This is a genomic window from Agrobacterium sp. ST15.13.013 (genome assembly GCF_027956525.1).
GTDB classification, from domain to species: domain Bacteria; phylum Pseudomonadota; class Alphaproteobacteria; order Rhizobiales; family Rhizobiaceae; genus Agrobacterium; species Agrobacterium salinitolerans.
The window spans coordinates 142,647-158,135 of record NZ_JAQKGP010000002.1 but is presented as its reverse complement, the minus strand read 5'-3'; the positions used below and the strand labels follow the sequence as shown (position 1 = coordinate 158,135).

At 59.8% G+C, this 15,489-nt stretch carries 18 protein-coding genes; 13 read left to right on the top strand and 5 right to left on the bottom strand.

Annotated features, from left to right (window positions below; genetic code table 11):
• Window positions 1–116: 116 nt before the first annotated feature.
• The 3 genes from PL597_RS02630 to PL597_RS02620 all read left to right on the top strand — a co-directional run bounded on the left by PL597_RS02630 (window position 117) and on the right by PL597_RS02620 (window position 2,143).
• A complete protein-coding gene (locus tag PL597_RS02630; RefSeq protein WP_271364538.1) occupies window positions 117–428 on the top strand; it encodes a hypothetical protein in 312 nt (103 codons plus the stop codon).
• 151 nt (window positions 429–579) lie between these two features.
• Window positions 580–1,482: a DMT family transporter gene (locus PL597_RS02625; protein ID WP_271364537.1), complete on the top strand. Its 903-nt coding sequence runs from the start codon at window positions 580–582 to the stop codon at window positions 1,480–1,482.
• A 445-nt stretch (window positions 1,483–1,927) separates the two neighbouring features.
• Window positions 1,928–2,143, top strand: a complete 216-nt coding sequence (locus PL597_RS02620; protein ID WP_003494703.1) for a cold-shock protein — start codon at window positions 1,928–1,930, stop codon at window positions 2,141–2,143.
• A 152-nt stretch (window positions 2,144–2,295) separates the two neighbouring features.
• On the opposite strand, the gene PL597_RS02615 is transcribed toward PL597_RS02620, so the two are convergent.
• Complete coding sequence (locus PL597_RS02615) at window positions 2,296–2,940, bottom strand: MBL fold metallo-hydrolase (RefSeq protein ID WP_077983066.1); 645 nt, start codon at window positions 2,938–2,940, stop codon at window positions 2,296–2,298.
• A gap of 231 nt (window positions 2,941–3,171) precedes the next feature.
• Here PL597_RS02615 and PL597_RS02610 point away from each other — a divergent pair, with 231 nt between their 5' ends.
• The 4 genes from PL597_RS02610 (at window position 3,172) to PL597_RS02595 (ending at window position 6,639) form a co-directional block, all read left to right on the top strand.
• Entirely contained in the window at window positions 3,172–3,771 is a 600-nt protein-coding gene (locus PL597_RS02610; RefSeq protein ID WP_142911723.1) for a DUF1236 domain-containing protein, read from the top strand.
• Between the two features lie 240 nt (window positions 3,772–4,011).
• On the top strand, window positions 4,012–4,512 hold the full coding sequence (locus PL597_RS02605) for a MarR family winged helix-turn-helix transcriptional regulator (RefSeq protein ID WP_077983063.1): 501 nt from the start codon (window positions 4,012–4,014) through the stop codon (window positions 4,510–4,512).
• Between the two features lie 2 nt (window positions 4,513–4,514).
• A complete protein-coding gene (locus PL597_RS02600) occupies window positions 4,515–5,228 on the top strand; it encodes a response regulator (protein WP_077983101.1) in 714 nt (237 codons plus the stop codon).
• A 31-nt stretch (window positions 5,229–5,259) separates the two neighbouring features.
• Window positions 5,260–6,639, top strand: coding sequence for an ATP-binding protein (locus PL597_RS02595; RefSeq protein ID WP_077983062.1), 1,380 nt, complete (start codon window positions 5,260–5,262; stop codon window positions 6,637–6,639).
• Between the two features lie 15 nt (window positions 6,640–6,654).
• Here the strand turns inward: PL597_RS02595 and PL597_RS02590 are convergent, their stop codons facing one another.
• The 4 genes from PL597_RS02590 to PL597_RS02575 all read right to left on the bottom strand — a co-directional run bounded on the left by PL597_RS02590 (window position 6,655) and on the right by PL597_RS02575 (window position 9,018).
• Window positions 6,655–6,996 carry a tRNA-binding protein gene (locus PL597_RS02590; RefSeq protein WP_003522868.1) on the bottom strand — a complete coding sequence of 114 codons (342 nt, stop codon included), beginning with the start codon at window positions 6,994–6,996 and terminating at the stop codon, window positions 6,655–6,657.
• Between the two features lie 12 nt (window positions 6,997–7,008).
• A complete protein-coding gene (proC, locus tag PL597_RS02585) occupies window positions 7,009–7,827 on the bottom strand; it encodes a pyrroline-5-carboxylate reductase (RefSeq protein ID WP_271364536.1) in 819 nt (272 codons plus the stop codon).
• 1 nt (window position 7,828) lies between these two features.
• Window positions 7,829–8,329, bottom strand: a complete 501-nt coding sequence (locus PL597_RS02580) for a YbjN domain-containing protein (protein ID WP_052818067.1) — start codon at window positions 8,327–8,329, stop codon at window positions 7,829–7,831.
• Between the two features lie 425 nt (window positions 8,330–8,754).
• Entirely contained in the window at window positions 8,755–9,018 is a 264-nt protein-coding gene (locus PL597_RS02575; RefSeq protein ID WP_077983100.1) for an accessory factor UbiK family protein, read from the bottom strand.
• Window positions 9,019–9,328: 310 nt separating this feature from the next.
• Here PL597_RS02575 and lgt point away from each other — a divergent pair, with 310 nt between their 5' ends.
• The 6 genes from lgt (at window position 9,329) to PL597_RS02545 (ending at window position 15,332) form a co-directional block, all read left to right on the top strand.
• On the top strand, window positions 9,329–10,141 hold the full coding sequence (gene lgt, locus PL597_RS02570; protein WP_162520317.1) for a prolipoprotein diacylglyceryl transferase: 813 nt from the start codon (window positions 9,329–9,331) through the stop codon (window positions 10,139–10,141).
• Window positions 10,142–10,156: 15 nt separating this feature from the next.
• Entirely contained in the window at window positions 10,157–11,257 is a 1,101-nt protein-coding gene (locus PL597_RS02565) for a class I SAM-dependent methyltransferase (protein WP_271364535.1), read from the top strand.
• 150 nt (window positions 11,258–11,407) lie between these two features.
• The gene (pgeF, locus tag PL597_RS02560) at window positions 11,408–12,202 is read left to right on the top strand and encodes a peptidoglycan editing factor PgeF (protein ID WP_271364534.1); all 795 of its coding nucleotides are present in this window, start codon (window positions 11,408–11,410) and stop codon (window positions 12,200–12,202) included.
• Window position 12,203: 1 nt separating this feature from the next.
• On the top strand, window positions 12,204–13,355 hold the full coding sequence (locus PL597_RS02555) for a M24 family metallopeptidase (RefSeq protein WP_080790155.1): 1,152 nt from the start codon (window positions 12,204–12,206) through the stop codon (window positions 13,353–13,355).
• A gap of 89 nt (window positions 13,356–13,444) precedes the next feature.
• Window positions 13,445–14,179, top strand: coding sequence for a hypothetical protein (locus PL597_RS02550; protein WP_173989848.1), 735 nt, complete (start codon window positions 13,445–13,447; stop codon window positions 14,177–14,179).
• Between the two features lie 220 nt (window positions 14,180–14,399).
• The gene (locus tag PL597_RS02545) at window positions 14,400–15,332 is read left to right on the top strand and encodes a ribose-phosphate pyrophosphokinase (RefSeq protein ID WP_010972147.1); all 933 of its coding nucleotides are present in this window, start codon (window positions 14,400–14,402) and stop codon (window positions 15,330–15,332) included.
• The last annotated feature ends 157 nt before the right edge of the window (window positions 15,333–15,489 follow it).

Below are 15,489 nucleotides of genomic sequence, written 5' to 3'. Positions count from 1 at the left end.
AGGCCTAGCCACAATATTGCCGCAATAAATACCGCAGAACGCCAGAATTCCGTCTCCAAGCCGTCCATTTCGAAGCCTCTCTTATCCTTTAAGAACAGGGACAAGAGGCGATAGCCATGTTTACCAACGATCGGACTTCCGTTGAAAGGTTAAGGGCGCAGAGAACACTGTTTTCCCTCTGGATGGCCGTTGCGGCTTTTCTCGTCATCGTCACCATGGCCGCCGGCATAGCAACCTCGGCGAACGCCGCCACGCAGGCGGTCGATACCCTGCATACGTCCGCCATCCCGCAGGTAGCCGCGATCACGCAGGCCGGGCCTCATATCCTGCTCATTGTCCTTTCGGCCGCAGCCTTCATCGGCCTTGGCGTCGGCGGCCTGATGCTCACCCGGCGCAGCCTGAAGGATGAGGCCCGCCGCTATAAATAAGCGGCCCTCCCCTCGACTTGCGGCCTCGGCATGTTGCTGCTAAAGCAGCCGGAAACAATCGTCCGCTTCGCGGATCGATATTTCAAAATCCCCCTGTTTGCCACGGCCGCGACTGAATGATCTTCCGGCCTTGCTGTGCTGGTGCCAAATAATGACGCGTATTCAGGCCAATATGCTGCTTCTGCTCGCCGCAGCAATCTGGGGCGGCGGCTTTGTCGCGCAATCCTCCGCCATGGCCTCGATCGGCCCTTTCTGGTTCGTCGGCCTGCGTTTCGCCATCGCCGCCATCGCCGTGCTGCCCTTCGCGCTCACGGAAACACGATCGCTGAAATCGCCGCCGCGCCGGCGCGAAATCGGCAGTTTCATCCTCGTGGGACTTGCCCTGTTCGGCGGGGCCACTACCCAGCAGGTCGGGCTTCTGACCACGACCGTCACCAATTCCAGCTTCCTGACCGGGCTTTACGTGATCTTCGTACCCGTGATCGCGGTCGTGCTTTACCGCCGCCATCCCCACTGGATCGTCTGGCCGGGCGCACTGATGATGTTGGGCGGCATATTCCTCCTCTCCGGCGGCGCTTTCGAGGCGCTGACCACGGGCGATATTCTCAGCATCATCTGCGCCTTCTTCTGGGCGATCCAGATCACGCTGGCCGGGCGCTTCGTCTCCGAAAGCGGAAGGCCGCTCGTGCTTTCCTGCACCCAGTTCGCCGTTTGCTCCCTTCTTAGTTGCATGATCGGTGTCGTGTTCGAACCGATCAGCATGGCCTCCATCGAAGCATCGCTGGCGGAAATCCTCTATGTCGGCCTCGTCTCCTCCGGCCTCGCCTTCGTGCTGCAGGTCATCGGCCAACGTTACACTACTGCCCCGCAGGCCGCGATATTCCTGTCATCGGAGGCGCTTTTCGGCGCTTTGCTGGCCTCGATTTTCCTGAATGAAACCATTTCCGGCGCCGGCTATGTCGGCTGTCTGATCATATTCGTCGCGATCCTGATCGTCGAACTGGTGCCGGAACTGACGCGAAAACGGCAAAAATCCATGGCCGGAGCGGCCTGACGTAAAAAGAACTCATTTTTCTCATCCCGCCCCTAAATCCGGGCGTTGCACTCAAATTTTGTCGCAAAATCCTGCGGAGAACGGCTTTTATTTCATCGATTATCACTTCTGCGGAAAAATTATGCGATTACGCGCAGTTATTCTACCGCAGGTTTTTTATCTGACAAAAAGCCCGTGAAAACTTTTGCTTGCCAATTTTCGATAAACGCATCACTCTACCGCGGTTCGGGCAATTTGCGAGCATGGGAAGGCCTATAAATTTGCGCACTGGGGACGCTATAAACCTCGGGCGGTGGGACGAAAAACGTTGGATGAGAACGCCATTACTTCCCGCTGCGAAGGTCCTTTTTCTCAATAGTCAAAAACTGCCTGCCAACGCCCACGCGGGGCAAAACTGTAATGCTGCCTGTAGCTGAACGCGGGCAGAGCGAAAAGGACCTGATGCATGGCCGAAACTGGCACCGTAAAATTCTTCAATACAGACAAAGGCTTTGGCTTCATCAAGCCAGATAATGGTGGCGCTGATATCTTTGTTCACATCTCTGCCGTGCAGGCTTCCGGCCTGTCCGGACTTTCAGAAAATCAGAAAGTGAGCTTCGACACGGAACCGGATCGTCGCGGCAAGGGGCCGAAGGCAGTCAATCTGCAGATTGCTGGCTGACCCTAAAACGGCTTTCTTTTCTAGTTGAAGCCCGGCAGGAATGCCGGGTTTTTTTGTGCGGTCCCGCAGGCCTTTGAGCATTTCCAGGAAAAGTGGAATTCGGTTTTCCGTCCGGAAAGGCGCCAAAACAAAGAGTTCTAATAGGCCGGCGCTCAGAGCCCTTTGAGATAGGGGTTGGTGAGCCGTTCCTCACCCAGCCGTCCTCCCGGGCCGTGGCCGCAGATGAAACCGACATCGTCGCCCAGCGGCAGGAGCTTGTCGCGAATGGACGCCATCAATTGCTCGTGGTTTCCGCCCGGCAGGTCCGTGCGCCCCACCGATCCCGAAAACAGCACATCGCCGACATGGGCAAAGTTCTGGTCGCGGTTGTAATAGATGACGTGGCCGGGCGCGTGGCCCGGACAATGATAGACTTCGAAGACGTGGTCCCCGAAAGATACCCTATCGCCGTCCTTGAGCCATTTGTCGGGCGCGACATTCCGAAGGCCGCTAACGCCGTATTTTTCGGCCTGCGCCTCAATCCTTTCGAGCAATGGACGGTCGTCCTCATGCGGCCCGATGACCGGTAGCGACAGCTTCTCACGCAGTTCGTCAGCACCGCCGGCATGGTCAAGATGCCCATGCGTCAGCCAGATTTCCTTCAGCGTGATGCCGTTTTCAGAAACGACCTGAAGAATGACGTCCACATCCCCACCGGGATCGACAACGACGCCCTCCTTGGTGTCCTGATCGAACAGGATGGTGCAATTCTGCTCGAATGGCGTGACCGGAACAATGCCCGCCTGCAACTTTCCCATATCCTGCGTCTCCTGTCTGAAAGCTCCCGCCTCCTATAGCCCGCGACCGGTTGCGGCAGAATGGCGACAGGTGACGCCCATTTTCAGCCCACCAATTCGTTAAGAAAATCCCTATGCCATACAGGCAGATAGCACGAACACGCCCTGTCTGTAGGCATCATCTCGTCGAAAAATGTGGAACGCCCGGATGGTTGCGACGTTGTAGCACCAGTCTTGAAAGGAGTGAGACACATGGACAAGACGCTTAAAATGCTGATCGCTGGTGGCGCCTTTGCCTTGATGGCAGGCTATGCAAATGCCGCCATGGTCGCAACAACCGCCTCGGATATTTCTGTTCGTTCCGGCCCCGGTGAGGATTATCCCGAAATCGGCCTTGCCACGCGTGGCAGCAACGCCGTGCTTGATGGCTGCATGGATGGCAGCAGTTGGTGCCGCATCGAGGTGAACGGCCTGCGCGGCTGGGCTCATGCGGATTACCTGAACGTGATGTATGAAGGTTCGCCCGTCATTCTGAAGGAACGCCGCGCGGAACTGAGCGTGCCGGTCGTAACCTATGAAAAGACCTCAAGCGTTCAGGCGGAGCCTAACCCCGGTGACCCGAACCTTGGCCGTGTCGGTGAAGTCGATCCGCCGCAGTCGGTCATTACCTATATTGATGAACACCCTGCCGATACCGTCACCTATGACGGCGATATTGCCATAGGTAGCGTCCTGCCGGCCGATACCCGCCTTGTGGAGGTACCTGACTATCAGTACCGCTATGTCCGGGTGAATGACGTGCCTGTTCTCGTAGAACCTTCGACCCGTCGTATTGTCTACGTTTACCAGTAACATCGTCATTACGACAAAAAATGAAGGAGAGCGCGGAGTTTCCGCGCTCTTTTCTATTTCAGGTAAGTGTCACTCAGGATTCCAGTTGCACCCGCACCCGCGCCATATTATCCACCGCAACAGAAAATGATCGGCGGCATTCTCCCGAGCGGACGCATTTTCGGCTATGTTTACAGAATATTGGCGCATCGACGCCTGTCAGCCTATGATCAGACAGCCGCAGGATATGAAGGAACCGCAGTGCCACCGCAATCGCTCAAAACCGCCGCCTCCAGGCAAACACCGGCACTCCCGAAGGTTGACGACGGCAAGATCGACTTCGACACGATCGAGGCGCTGTTTTTCGCCTATCGCGATTTCGTCTCCGATCCCGATGTCATTTTATCGAAACTGGAATATGGGCGGGCCCATCACCGGGTGGTCTATTTCGTCAGCCGGCAGCCGGGCATGACGGTGGCGGATTTGCTCGATACGCTGCAGATCACCAAGCAGAGCCTTGCCCGTGTGCTGAAGCAATTGATCGACGACGGTTACATTCGCCAGATGGCAGGTCCGGAAGATCGCCGTCAGCGCAGGCTTTACCCCACGCTGACGGGCCGCGAACTGGCGCTGGCGCTGAGCGAGCCGCAATCGCGCCGCATCGACCGCGCGCTGGAAGGTCTCGGGCCGGACGCCCGCGCCTGCGTGCGCAAATTCCTGGCGCAGATGCGCAGCCCGACGACGACCGTGGAGGACGAGTGACGATGGCGCAAGCACCGACAAAACGTCCACCGGCGGATGACGATGCGGCCCATCTCCTGATCGTTGACGACGACGCCCGCATTCGCGATCTCCTGCAGCGTTTTCTGGGCGACAAGGGCTATCGCATTTCCGTGGCGGCCGATGCGGCCGAAGCCCGGCGCAAAATGATGGGCATCCGTTTCGACCTGCTCATCCTCGACGTGATGATGCCCGGCGAGAACGGGCTTTCGCTCACCCGCTCGCTGAACGAGAACAAATCCGTGCCGGTCATCCTTCTGACCGCCCGTTCGGAGGCGGATTCGCGCATCGCCGGGCTGGAGGCGGGAGCGGACGATTATCTCGCCAAACCCTTCGACCCGCGCGAACTCGTCCTGCGCATCAACAATATCCTGCGGCGCAATACCTCGCCCGATACCCCCAAGATCGAACAGATCATGTTTGGCCCCTACAGCTTCTCCATCCCCAAGAAGGAATTGCGGCGCGGCCCCGAAACAATCCGCCTGACGGATCGCGAGCAGGAGATCATGCTGCTTTTTGCGCTGCGCGCCGGCGATACCATTCCCCGTCATGAGCTGGTGGAAGCGGAATCGGAAGTGGGCGAAAGAACCATCGACGTGCAGATCAACCGTCTTCGCCGCAAGATCGAGGACGACCCTGCCAATCCTGTCTATCTGCAAACGGTGCGCGGCATCGGTTACCGCCTGAGCGTGGACTGACGAGCAACCAACGAAGGGCGAACGCACGGTCATGGCGAGCCTCGATTTTCTGAGCACGGTCAAAAAAAGCGGCGTGGCCAGGGCCTGGCGCCTTTCCGGCAGGTGGTTGCGCCATTGGCTGCCCACCGGCCTTTACACACGCTCTCTGCTCATCATCATCCTGCCGATGATCTTGCTTCAGGGCGTGGTCGCTGCGGTCTTCATGGAGCGGCATTGGCAACTGGTAACGGAACGCCTCTCCTCCGCCGTGACGCGCGATATCGCCGCGATCATTGAGCTTTTGCAGACGGACCCGGAGGAAGACGACTATCAGCGCGTCATCCGCATTGCCCGCGACAAGCTGGGGCTGAGCGTCTATATCGAACCGAAGGCGGATCTGCCTGCTCCAAGACCGGAACCGCTGTTTTCCATTCTCGACAGAATCCTGGCAGATCAACTCACCCAGCAGATCGGCAGGCCTTTCTGGATCGACACTTATGGCAACGGTTCGCTTGTGGAAATCCGCGTACAGCTGGAAGACAAGACACTGCGCGTCTTTACCAGCCGCAGCGCGGCCTATGCCTCGAACACACATATCTTCCTTGTCTGGATGGTCGGCGCATCGCTGGTGCTGATCGCCATTTCGATCCTGTTCCTGCGTGGCCAGATCAAGCCGATCGAAGCCCTTGCCAAGGCGGCCGAAAACTTTGGCAGGGGCCAGAAGATCAGCGGTTATTCCCCGCGCGGCGCGGACGAAGTGCGGCGCGCCGGCCTCGCCTTCATCCTGATGCGCGAGCGTATCGAGCGGCAGATGGAGCAGCGCACCGCCATGCTGAACGGCGTCAGCCACGATCTGCGCACCATTCTCACCCGTTTCAAGCTGCAACTGGCGCTCGCAGGCGAAAATCCCGATCTCGAGGGACTCGACAAGGATGTCGAGGACATGCAGTCGATGCTGGAGGCCTATCTGACCTTCGCCCGTACCGATGTCGAAGAGGATGTCGGCACGCTGGAGCTTCCAGCCCTTCTTGAAAAAATCGGTCATGATTTCGAGCTGCACGGCAAGAAATTCAGCTACGAACTCTATAATATCGAGAGGATCATCGCGCGGCCCAATGCGCTGTCCCGGCTTGTCGCCAATCTGGCGGAAAATGCAAGGCGCTACGCCAGTAATCTCCACATCGATATCCGCAAGGCGCCGCGTTCCATCATCATGACATTTGACGATGACGGGCCGGGCATACCGGAGAATTCACGCGAGGATGTGTTCAAGCCGTTCTTCCGGCTGGACGAAGCGCGCAACCTCAATGCTTCGGGCACCGGCCTTGGCCTCTCCATCGTTCGCGACATCGCTCGCAGCCATGGCGGCGACGTGTCGCTGGATGAAAGTCCGATGGGCGGCTTGCGGGTAATCGTCAAAATTCCGGCTTAGCGGCAAACGCACCGGTCAGCACATTTTCTCGCCGTTCGGCACCGGTCGCTCAACGGCGGCAAGCACGATATCGCCATTCGCATCGGCAAAACCGAGCGTCAGGACCTCGGACCGGAAAGGACCGATCTGGCGCGGTGGAAAATTCACCACGCCCAGAACCTGCCGGCCGACAAGGCTTTCCAGCGTATAATGCACCGTGATCTGCGCCGACGACTTCTTGACGCCGATCTCCGGCCCGAAATCGATCTTCACCTTGAAAGCAGGCTTGCGCGCTTCGGGAAAAGGCTCTGCCTCGATGATGGTGCCGACGCGGATATCGACCTTCTCGAAATCGGCATAGGAAATTTCACCGCTCATGACCTTGCCCCTTCAGCCCGCCAGCTCTTCGGCGCGGGCTCTTGCGGCAGCAACCGCCCGGTCGAAAAGGGGCTGCATGCCGTCATCGGCCATCAACACGGAGAGCGCCGCAGCCGTGGTGCCGCCCGGCGAGGTCACATTCTGGCGCAGGCGCGCCGCCTCGTCGGAGGACTGATGCAGCAGCTCGCCGGCGCCGGCCACGGTCTCGCGCGCCAGACGCATGGCCACATCCGCAGGCAGACCGGCCTTGCGGCCGGCTTCGGCCATGCATTCCACTAGATAAAAGACATAGGCAGGGCCGCTACCCGAAACCGCAGTCACCGCGTCGATATCGCTTTCGGCATCCACCCATTCGACCGGGCCGCTGACTTTCAGCAGCCCGTCCACCACCGTTTTAAGCTCCGGCGTCACCAGTTCGTTGGCATAGGCACCCGTGACGCCACGGCCGACCATGGCCGGTGTGTTGGGCATGGCCCGCACGGCGGCAACCTTGCCGAAATGCGAAACGAACGTCCCGATGGTCGTGCCCGCCGCGATCGAAACAACGACAGTATCCGCGCCGAGCAGGGGTTTCAGCGAGGGCAGCACGGCTTCCATCATCTGCGGCTTCACTGCCACGAAAAGAATACCGGCTTTCACGCCCTCGGGCACGCTTTCGCTGTGGGCAGCTCCGGCTTCCGCAATCGTCGTCCGCATGGCATCGGAAGGGCGCGGATCGATGACCATGACCTGCGATCCCGGCACACCTTTTTTCAGCCAGCCTGAAAGCAGAGCGCCGCCCATATTGCCGGCGCCCACCAGGACGAGCGGCCCGGAAGCCTTATACGCCATCTTACGCTTCTCCGACGGTCTCGAACATGACCGCTTCGATTGCACTTTTCGCATCCAGCCCAGACCAGACGACGAACTGGAATGCCTGATAATATTGTTCGCAGGCCTCCAGCGCGCTGGAAAGCAGCACTTCCACCTGCTGGTTGTTCGGCTCGGCGCCGCCCGCCAGAAGCAGGGATTGGCGGAAGATCACCACATCTTCCTGGCGCCACAGATCGAAATGCCCCATCAGCACCTGACCGTTGACCTGAGAAAGCAGACGAATGACTTCGTTGACCCGCTGGTCCGGCACCTTGATGTCGAAGGCGCAGGCAAGATGCAGCGCTTCGAAATCCTCCATCCACGCAAAGGAAACGTGGTAGTCGGCCCAGTGGCCTGCCACAGTCATGGCAATCTCGTCTTCGCCCGACCGCTCGAAAGACCAGTCATTCGAGGCAGCGACAATCTCGATCATGTCGACTGGATTGGACTGACGCTCAATTTCAAATTCTATCAGACTCATGCGGCACCTTCTCAGCCGGTAGGGATGTCCTGTTTTGAACGCCGGGCACAAAACGCACATACAAACCGGGATAAACATTTGAGACGATTGCCCGACACCACCAGAATTACGCATTGACCCTGTCTGGAGCTTACCGGTCTTTTCGAATCATCATTTAAAATCAGTGTATAATGGCCGAGTCCTGCTGCCACCCCTTCCCCGCCATTTTTGCCTTTTGAACAGTGGATATCTCCTCCCCCATCACCTCAGGCGAGAGTCTTAAGCGACTCTGCCGATTGTGTTTTTTGGAAGTGTCCACAGGCCCAAAAAATTCGCGTCCGAGCACGACTTTCGGCAACCGGAGGTCAAGTCGGCCAAGGGAGCCGAAAAACAAAAAGCCCCGGAATCGCCTGCGATCCGGGGCTTCTGAGAAAAGTGATGAAAAATCAGTCCTTGGCGGCCGAAAGCTTTGTTTCGAGAGCCTCGATGCGGGCGCGCAGCGCGTCGTTTTCATCCCGCGCCTGGATGGCCATCTCGCGGACCGCGTCGAATTCCTCACGGCGGACGACATCCAGGCTGTTCAGCCAGCGATCCGCCTGCGCGTGAAACGCCGCTTCGGCTTCCTTGCGCACACCCTGCGCGGCACCTGCCGCATCGGTCATCAGCTTGGCGAATTCATCCAGAAAACGGTTGGTGCCTGTCGTGCTCATGGCGCTCATCCTTCGTCGGTTCAGGGGCATCGTCTTGCCCGCTGTTGCTAGCCTTCAGGTAGGCACTCCATCGCCGCCTTGCAAGCGAAATCGAAAAATCACAAGAGCTTGCGTGACCCACGGTATCTTGAGCCGGAGCTTAAAGAATCACCTTGACCGCCGCCATCGCAATCGCCATTTTCCTTGGCGTCAGGGAGACCGGTGAGCATCATCGCCCGGCCCCTTGAGACAATGGCTCGTTCCGTTGTCCTCCCAACAACGATGACGGAATATATACGGATTGATAGCCGCTCCCACCCAACTCGCCATCATGCCCTTCCCCAATATCGATCCGGTGGCACTGTCCCTCGGCCCGCTCTCGATCCACTGGTACGGCATCGCCTATGTCGCCGGCATCATGCTCGGCTGGTTCTACGCCCGCCGCCTCGCCCGTACGGATCGGCTGTGGCCGAACGAAACGTCGCCGATCTCGGCGCAGCATCTTGACGATTTCATCCTCTGGGCAGCCGGCGGTATCGTGCTCGGCGGCCGCATCGGTTACATTCTGTTTTACGATCTCGCCGCTGTCGCTGCCAATCCCGTCAGGGCGTTCGAGATCTGGAACGGCGGCATGTCTTTCCATGGCGGCCTGATCGGCACCACCATCGCCATGATCCTTTTCGCCCGCAAGAACGGCATTCCGGTCTGGAGCATGTTCGACGTCGTCGCGGCCGTAGCCCCCATCGGTCTGCTGTTCGGCCGCATCGCCAATTTCATCAATGGCGAACTGTGGGGCCGCATTGCCGATGTGCCATGGGCGGTCGTCTTCCCGACCGGCGGCCCCTTTGCGCGGCACCCGAGCCAGCTTTATGAAGCGGGCCTCGAAGGGCTCGTGCTCGTCATCGTTCTTGCAATCGCCATCTATGCCTTCAGGGCGCTGAAGACGCCCGGCACCGTCACCGGTATTTTCGTCTGCGGTTACGCGCTGTCACGCATCTTCGTGGAATTTTTCCGCGAACCGGACGCCCAGATCGGTTATCTCGCCGGCAACTGGCTGACCATGGGCATGGTGCTCTCCACCCCGATGTTCGCCCTCGGCCTCTGGGCGGTCCTGCGGGCTCGCCGTGCGACAAAAAGCGCCTAAACGGTATGATTGCCCATGACGACACCGCTTGCGCAACGTATTAAATCACTTATCCGGCTCAACGGTCCGCTCAGCGTTACCGACTATTTTTCGCTCTGCCTCGCCGATCCTGAACACGGTTATTACAAGAGTCGCGAACCCTTCGGTCGTTCGGGTGATTTCATCACCGCGCCAGAAGTCAACCAGCTTTTCGGCGAAATGCTCGGGGTCTTCGTGGTGCATGCCTGGCAACGGCATGGCGCTCCCGCACAAACGCAGCTGGTGGAAATCGGCCCCGGCCGCGGCACCATGATGTCGGATATGCTGCGCGTCATCCGCCGCATCGCACCGCCGCTCTATGCGACGATGCGAGTGCATCTGGTCGAAACCAGTCCCCGCCTTTCCGCCATCCAGAAGGAAACGCTGGCCGAACATTCAAGTCGGCTGACATGGCATGACAGTTTCGACAATGTGCCGGATGGCTTCTTGCTGCTTGTCGCCAACGAACTCTTTGACGCCATTCCCATCCGTCAATTCGTCAGGACACCGCAGGGTTTTCGCGAGCGCGTGGTCAACCTCGATGCCAATGACGAACTCGTCTTCTCAACGGGCCTTGCCAGCATAGACCCGTCCCTGCTGCCGCCGCAGCCCGAACGGCAGCCGCTCGGCACCATATTCGAGATTTCGCCGGCCCGCGAGGCAGTGATGACCGCGATCTGCCAGCGCCTCTCCGCCCATGGCGGCACGGCGCTCGCCATTGATTACGGCCATCTGGTTGCCGGTTATGGCGATACGCTGCAGGCCATGCGCAACCATGCCTTCGACCCGGCGCTTGCGCATCCCGGCGAAGCCGATCTGACCAGCCATGTCGATTTCGAAAGCCTCGTGAAAACAGCGGAAGCGACCGGCGTTCACGTCAACGGCGCGCTGCGACAGGGCGATTTCCTATATGGCCTCGGCCTCAAGGAACGGGCAGGCGCGCTTGCCGCCAAGGCGACGCCCGACCAGACGCTTGAAATTGCCGAAGCGGTCAATCGCCTCGCCGGCGAAGGCGCCGGCAAGATGGGGGAACTTTTCAAGGTCATCGCCGTTTCAAGTCCCGCGCTTCACCTTTTGCCGTTTCGAGCGGTGGATTGACAGCGCAATGGCCTCTGGGCCAACATCGCCGCGACACACGAAGCAGGCACACTGCATCACATCGCCGCGCAATGCCGCGGCAACAGGAAACATCTCGCTTAACCCTATTCCACTGGCCAACAGCGACATTCTCCAAGGAATTCCCACACCATGCAGAACGCAACGCTGCCGCTCCCGCTCCAGTCCCCCTTGCTCGCCGCGTCAGGCGAAAACCGTGTCCGCCACGGTTTCTTCACCCGGCAGGGCGGCGTCTCGGAAGGGCTTTATCAGGGCCTCAATGTCGGCCTCGGCTCCCATGACGAACCCGAAAAAGTGCAGGAAAACCGCCGGCGCGTAACGCAATGGTTCGGCCTGCCGCCGGGGCGCCTCGCCACCGTGCATCAGGTCCACTCCCCCGACGTCGTCGTTGTCGATGACAATTACGACGGCAGCCGTCCGCAGGCCGACGCGATGGTCACGGCAACCCCCGGTTTCGTGCTGGGCGTGCTGAGCGCCGATTGCGGACCGATCCTGTTTGCGGATGCGGAAGCAGGCGTCGTGGGTGCAGCCCATGCCGGCTGGAAGGGCGCGCTCTTCGGCGTGCTCGAAAACACCATTGAGGCCATGACGAAGCTCGGCGCCAGCCGGGAGCGCATCGCCGCCTCGCTTGGCCCGTCTATCAGCCAGGATAATTATGAGGTCGGACCGGAATATGTGGCGCGCTTCACCGATATCGATCCGGCCTACGCGGATTATTTCGCCGGGACGGAAAGGCAAGGCCACGCATTGTTCGACCTCAAGCAATTCACCGTCGACCGGCTGACGAAAGCCGGCGTGAAGACGGAAAACCTCGGCCTCTGCACCTATCCCGACGAACATCGCTTCTATTCCTACCGCCGCACCACCCACCGCGCCGAACCCGATTACGGCCGGCAGATTTCCGCAATCGCAATTCTGGAGGACTGACATGGCCCTGCATTTCGAGCTTTCGGAATTCGATGCCCGCCGCGAGCGGCTGCTCGCAAAAATGGCCGAGGAGAAGCTGGACGCCCTGCTGCTTTTTGCACAGGAAAGCATGTATTGGCTGACCGGCTATGACACGTTCGGCTACTGCTTCTTCCAGACGCTGGTGGTGAAATCGGACGGCTCCATGACGCTTCTGACCCGCTCGGCGGATCTGCGCCAGGCGCGCAATACCTCCATCATCGAGAATATCCAGATCTGGGCCGACCGGCCCAATGCCGACCCGACGCTCGACCTCAAGAACCTGCTGAGCGATCTTGACCTTTTGGGTGCAAAGATCGGCGTCGAATACGACACACACGGCATGACCGGCCGCGTCGCCCGCCTGCTGGACAACCAGCTCGCCAGCTTTTGCCAGATGAGCGACGCTTCCTATTTGGTCAGCACCCTGCGGCTGGTCAAAAGCCCCGCCGAGATCGCCCATGCGCGCAAGGCGGGCCAACTGGCCGATGCCGCGCTCGACGCGGCGCTTCCGCTCATCAGGCCCGGCGCGGACGAGGCCGCGATCCTGGCAGCGATGCAGGGAGCGGTGCTGGCCGGCGGCGGCGATTACCCCGCCAATGAATTCATCGTCGGTTCCGGCGCGGATGCGCTGCTGTGCCGCTACAAGGCCGGCCGCCGCAGGCTCGACGCCAAAGACCAGCTGACGCTGGAATGGGCCGGCGTCAGCGCCCATTACCATGCCGCCATGATGCGCACGGTGGTGATCGGCGAACAGGATTTCCGCCAGAAGGAGCTTTACAGCGCCTGCCTGCAAAACCTCACCGCCATCGAAGAGGTGCTGCGACCGGGCAAGACCTTCGGCGATGTCTTCGACGTGCATGCCCGCGTGATGGATGAACGTGGATTGACGCGCCATCGGCTGAACTCCTGCGGTTATTCGCTGGGCGCGCGCTTCTCGCCATCCTGGATGGAGCATCAGATGTTCCATACCGGCAATCCGCAGGAGATCACCGCCGACATGACGCTCTTCGTGCATATGATCGTGATGGATTCGGATTCCGGTACGGCCATGACGCTCGGCCAGACCTATCTCACCACCGACGGCGCGCCGGAGCCGCTCTCGCGCCACAACCTCGATCTTCTCACAGCTTAAATCGCCGCCGGGTTTGACAGAGCGGGAAGACCGCCCTTACATTGCGCCACCTTGGGCAAGAAGGAGCGGAACATGAGAGGGAAAATCGCATGAGCCGGATGGGGTTTACCCCCCTTTTTCCAGCCATCATTGTTCCAGCGATGATGCTGGCCCTGTCAGGCTGCAACACGACGGAAGCGCTGACACCACAGGTGGATGTCGGCCATAACACCTCGCAATCGACACCCGTAACGCAGGGCGACCTCGACCAGATGGCCGCCGCCGCCGACCGCGCCCCCGCTGGCGCTCCGGCAACCGCGACATCCGTTCCTGCCTACGCACCGCAGAACTCGTTGCAGGCGCAGGCGCAAGCCCTGTCCAATGGCAGCCAATATGGCGAACCGCTTCGCCAGAGCCAGACCGCCGCCGCTCAACCCGCACCCGCACAGCAGACGGCGTCACTTGCGCCTGCGACCTCCGGTAATTCCATCCGCTTCCTGCCGATCATCGGTGCACCGGTTCAGGCGGTCACGCCGCTGTCGCGCCAGCTCGGGGCCGAAGCGCGGGCGAAGGGGCTGACCATCCGGGCCTCCAACGACAATTCGGCTGAAAACATCCTGAAGGGATATTTCTCCGCCTTTGCAGATGGCGGCAAGGTCAACATCGTTTACGTCTGGGACATTCTGGACGCCAATGGTGTGCGGCTGCACCGCCTGCAGGGACAGGAAAGCGTCGTAGCAAAAGGCAGCGATCCATGGGCCGCCGTGACCGACAGGGTCATGCAGGATATCGCTGCAAAAACGCTGGGTGAGTATACGTCATGGAAGCAGTCTCAACGCGGATGAGGTGAAACGGCGGGAGAAGTCACAGAGATTTCACGAAAATCATTGCGAAAGCGCGGAGTCCTCTTGCAATCGGAAGCAACAGCGCTATTAAGGCGCGCATGGCAACAAGGCGTATCCGGCAAAGGCTTTTCAGCCGGATGTTCCTCCCCTTGAACGACGCTTGGTTACGGTGGATTGAGCCCCGTAATGCAAGGCGATGGCATGGAAACAGGCGGCCGCAATGAAGGTTTTCGCAGGCAATTCGAACCGGCACCTTGCCGAAGCGATCTGCAAGTATCTGAACGTTCCTCTCGGAAATGCCACTGTAAAGCGGTTTGCTGACCAGGAAATATTCGTAGAAATCAGCGAGAACGTGCGCGGCGAGGACGTTTTCATCGTCCAGTCCACCTCCTTCCCGGCAAATGATCATCTGATGGAACTGCTCATCATGATCGATGCCATGCGCCGCTCCTCGGCAAAACGTATCACCGCGGTGCTGCCCTATTTCGGTTATGCCCGCCAGGATCGCAAGGCAGGCCCCCGCACCCCGATTTCCGCCAAGCTCGTCGCCAATCTGATCACCGAAGCCGGCGCCGACCGCGTTCTCACCCTCGATCTCCATGCCGGCCAGATCCAGGGCTTTTTCGATATCCCCACCGACAATCTCTTCGCAGCGCCCATTCTCGCCCGCGACGTGAAGGACCATTACGACACCAACAATGTCATGGTGGTTTCACCTGACGTCGGCGGCGTGGTGCGCGCCCGTGCCCTTTCGAAGCGTCTCGACTGTCTTCTGGCCATCGTCGACAAGCGCCGTGACCGTCCCGGCGAATCCGAGGTCATGAACGTCATCGGCGACGTCTCCGGCAAGGATTGTATCCTCATCGACGACATCATCGATTCCGGCGGCACGCTCTGCAATGCCGCAGAAGCCCTGTTGAAAAAGGGCGCGACCAGCGTTACCGCCTATATCACCCACGGTGTACTTTCCGGCGGCGCGGTTGCCCGCGTGGCCTCCTCGAAGCTGCGCGAACTCGTCATCACCGACAGCATCCAGCCGACCACCGGTGTCCAGTCCGCGCACAATATCCGCGTGGTCAGCACTGCCGGCCTGCTCGGCGAGGCGATCAACCGCACCGCGCAGGAACAGTCGGTATCCGGCCTGTTCGACTGAGAAGCTGCGGCAAACCTCGGCAATCATTCTGCGGCCTGGCGAATTGCCGCCCGGTTCAGATTTCCGGGCAGGCTGCGGTCCATCTCGAAATCGCTGGTTGCCTCGACGTCATCCTCGGCCCTGTGCCGAGGATCTTATCGCGGTGAATAAAATCAAT

Bases quoted from the DNA above. Each gene is read 5' to 3' on its own strand.
- PL597_RS02615 (WP_077983066.1), bottom strand. From the start codon at position 2,940: ATGGGAAAGTTGCAGGCGGGCATTGTTCCGGTCACGCCATTCGAGCAG.
- lgt (WP_162520317.1), top strand. From the start codon at position 9,329: ATGCCCTTCCCCAATATCGATCCGGTGGCACTGTCCCTCGGCCCGCTC.
- PL597_RS02555 (WP_080790155.1), top strand. From the start codon at position 12,204: ATGGCCCTGCATTTCGAGCTTTCGGAATTCGATGCCCGCCGCGAGCGG.
- PL597_RS02580 (WP_052818067.1), bottom strand. From the start codon at position 8,329: ATGAGTCTGATAGAATTTGAAATTGAGCGTCAGTCCAATCCAGTCGAC.
- PL597_RS02610 (WP_142911723.1), top strand. From the start codon at position 3,172: ATGGACAAGACGCTTAAAATGCTGATCGCTGGTGGCGCCTTTGCCTTG.
- PL597_RS02595 (WP_077983062.1), top strand. From the start codon at position 5,260: ATGGCGAGCCTCGATTTTCTGAGCACGGTCAAAAAAAGCGGCGTGGCC.
- proC (WP_271364536.1), bottom strand. From the start codon at position 7,827: ATGGCGTATAAGGCTTCCGGGCCGCTCGTCCTGGTGGGCGCCGGCAAT.
- PL597_RS02565 (WP_271364535.1), top strand. From the start codon at position 10,157: ATGACGACACCGCTTGCGCAACGTATTAAATCACTTATCCGGCTCAAC.
- PL597_RS02545 (WP_010972147.1), top strand. From the start codon at position 14,400: ATGAAGGTTTTCGCAGGCAATTCGAACCGGCACCTTGCCGAAGCGATC.
- PL597_RS02620 (WP_003494703.1), top strand. From the start codon at position 1,928: ATGGCCGAAACTGGCACCGTAAAATTCTTCAATACAGACAAAGGCTTT.
- PL597_RS02590 (WP_003522868.1), bottom strand. From the start codon at position 6,996: ATGAGCGGTGAAATTTCCTATGCCGATTTCGAGAAGGTCGATATCCGC.
- PL597_RS02575 (WP_077983100.1), bottom strand. From the start codon at position 9,018: ATGAGCACGACAGGCACCAACCGTTTTCTGGATGAATTCGCCAAGCTG.
- pgeF (WP_271364534.1), top strand. From the start codon at position 11,408: ATGCAGAACGCAACGCTGCCGCTCCCGCTCCAGTCCCCCTTGCTCGCC.
- PL597_RS02625 (WP_271364537.1), top strand. From the start codon at position 580: ATGACGCGTATTCAGGCCAATATGCTGCTTCTGCTCGCCGCAGCAATC.
- PL597_RS02600 (WP_077983101.1), top strand. From the start codon at position 4,515: ATGGCGCAAGCACCGACAAAACGTCCACCGGCGGATGACGATGCGGCC.
- PL597_RS02550 (WP_173989848.1), top strand. From the start codon at position 13,445: ATGAGCCGGATGGGGTTTACCCCCCTTTTTCCAGCCATCATTGTTCCA.
- PL597_RS02630 (WP_271364538.1), top strand. From the start codon at position 117: ATGTTTACCAACGATCGGACTTCCGTTGAAAGGTTAAGGGCGCAGAGA.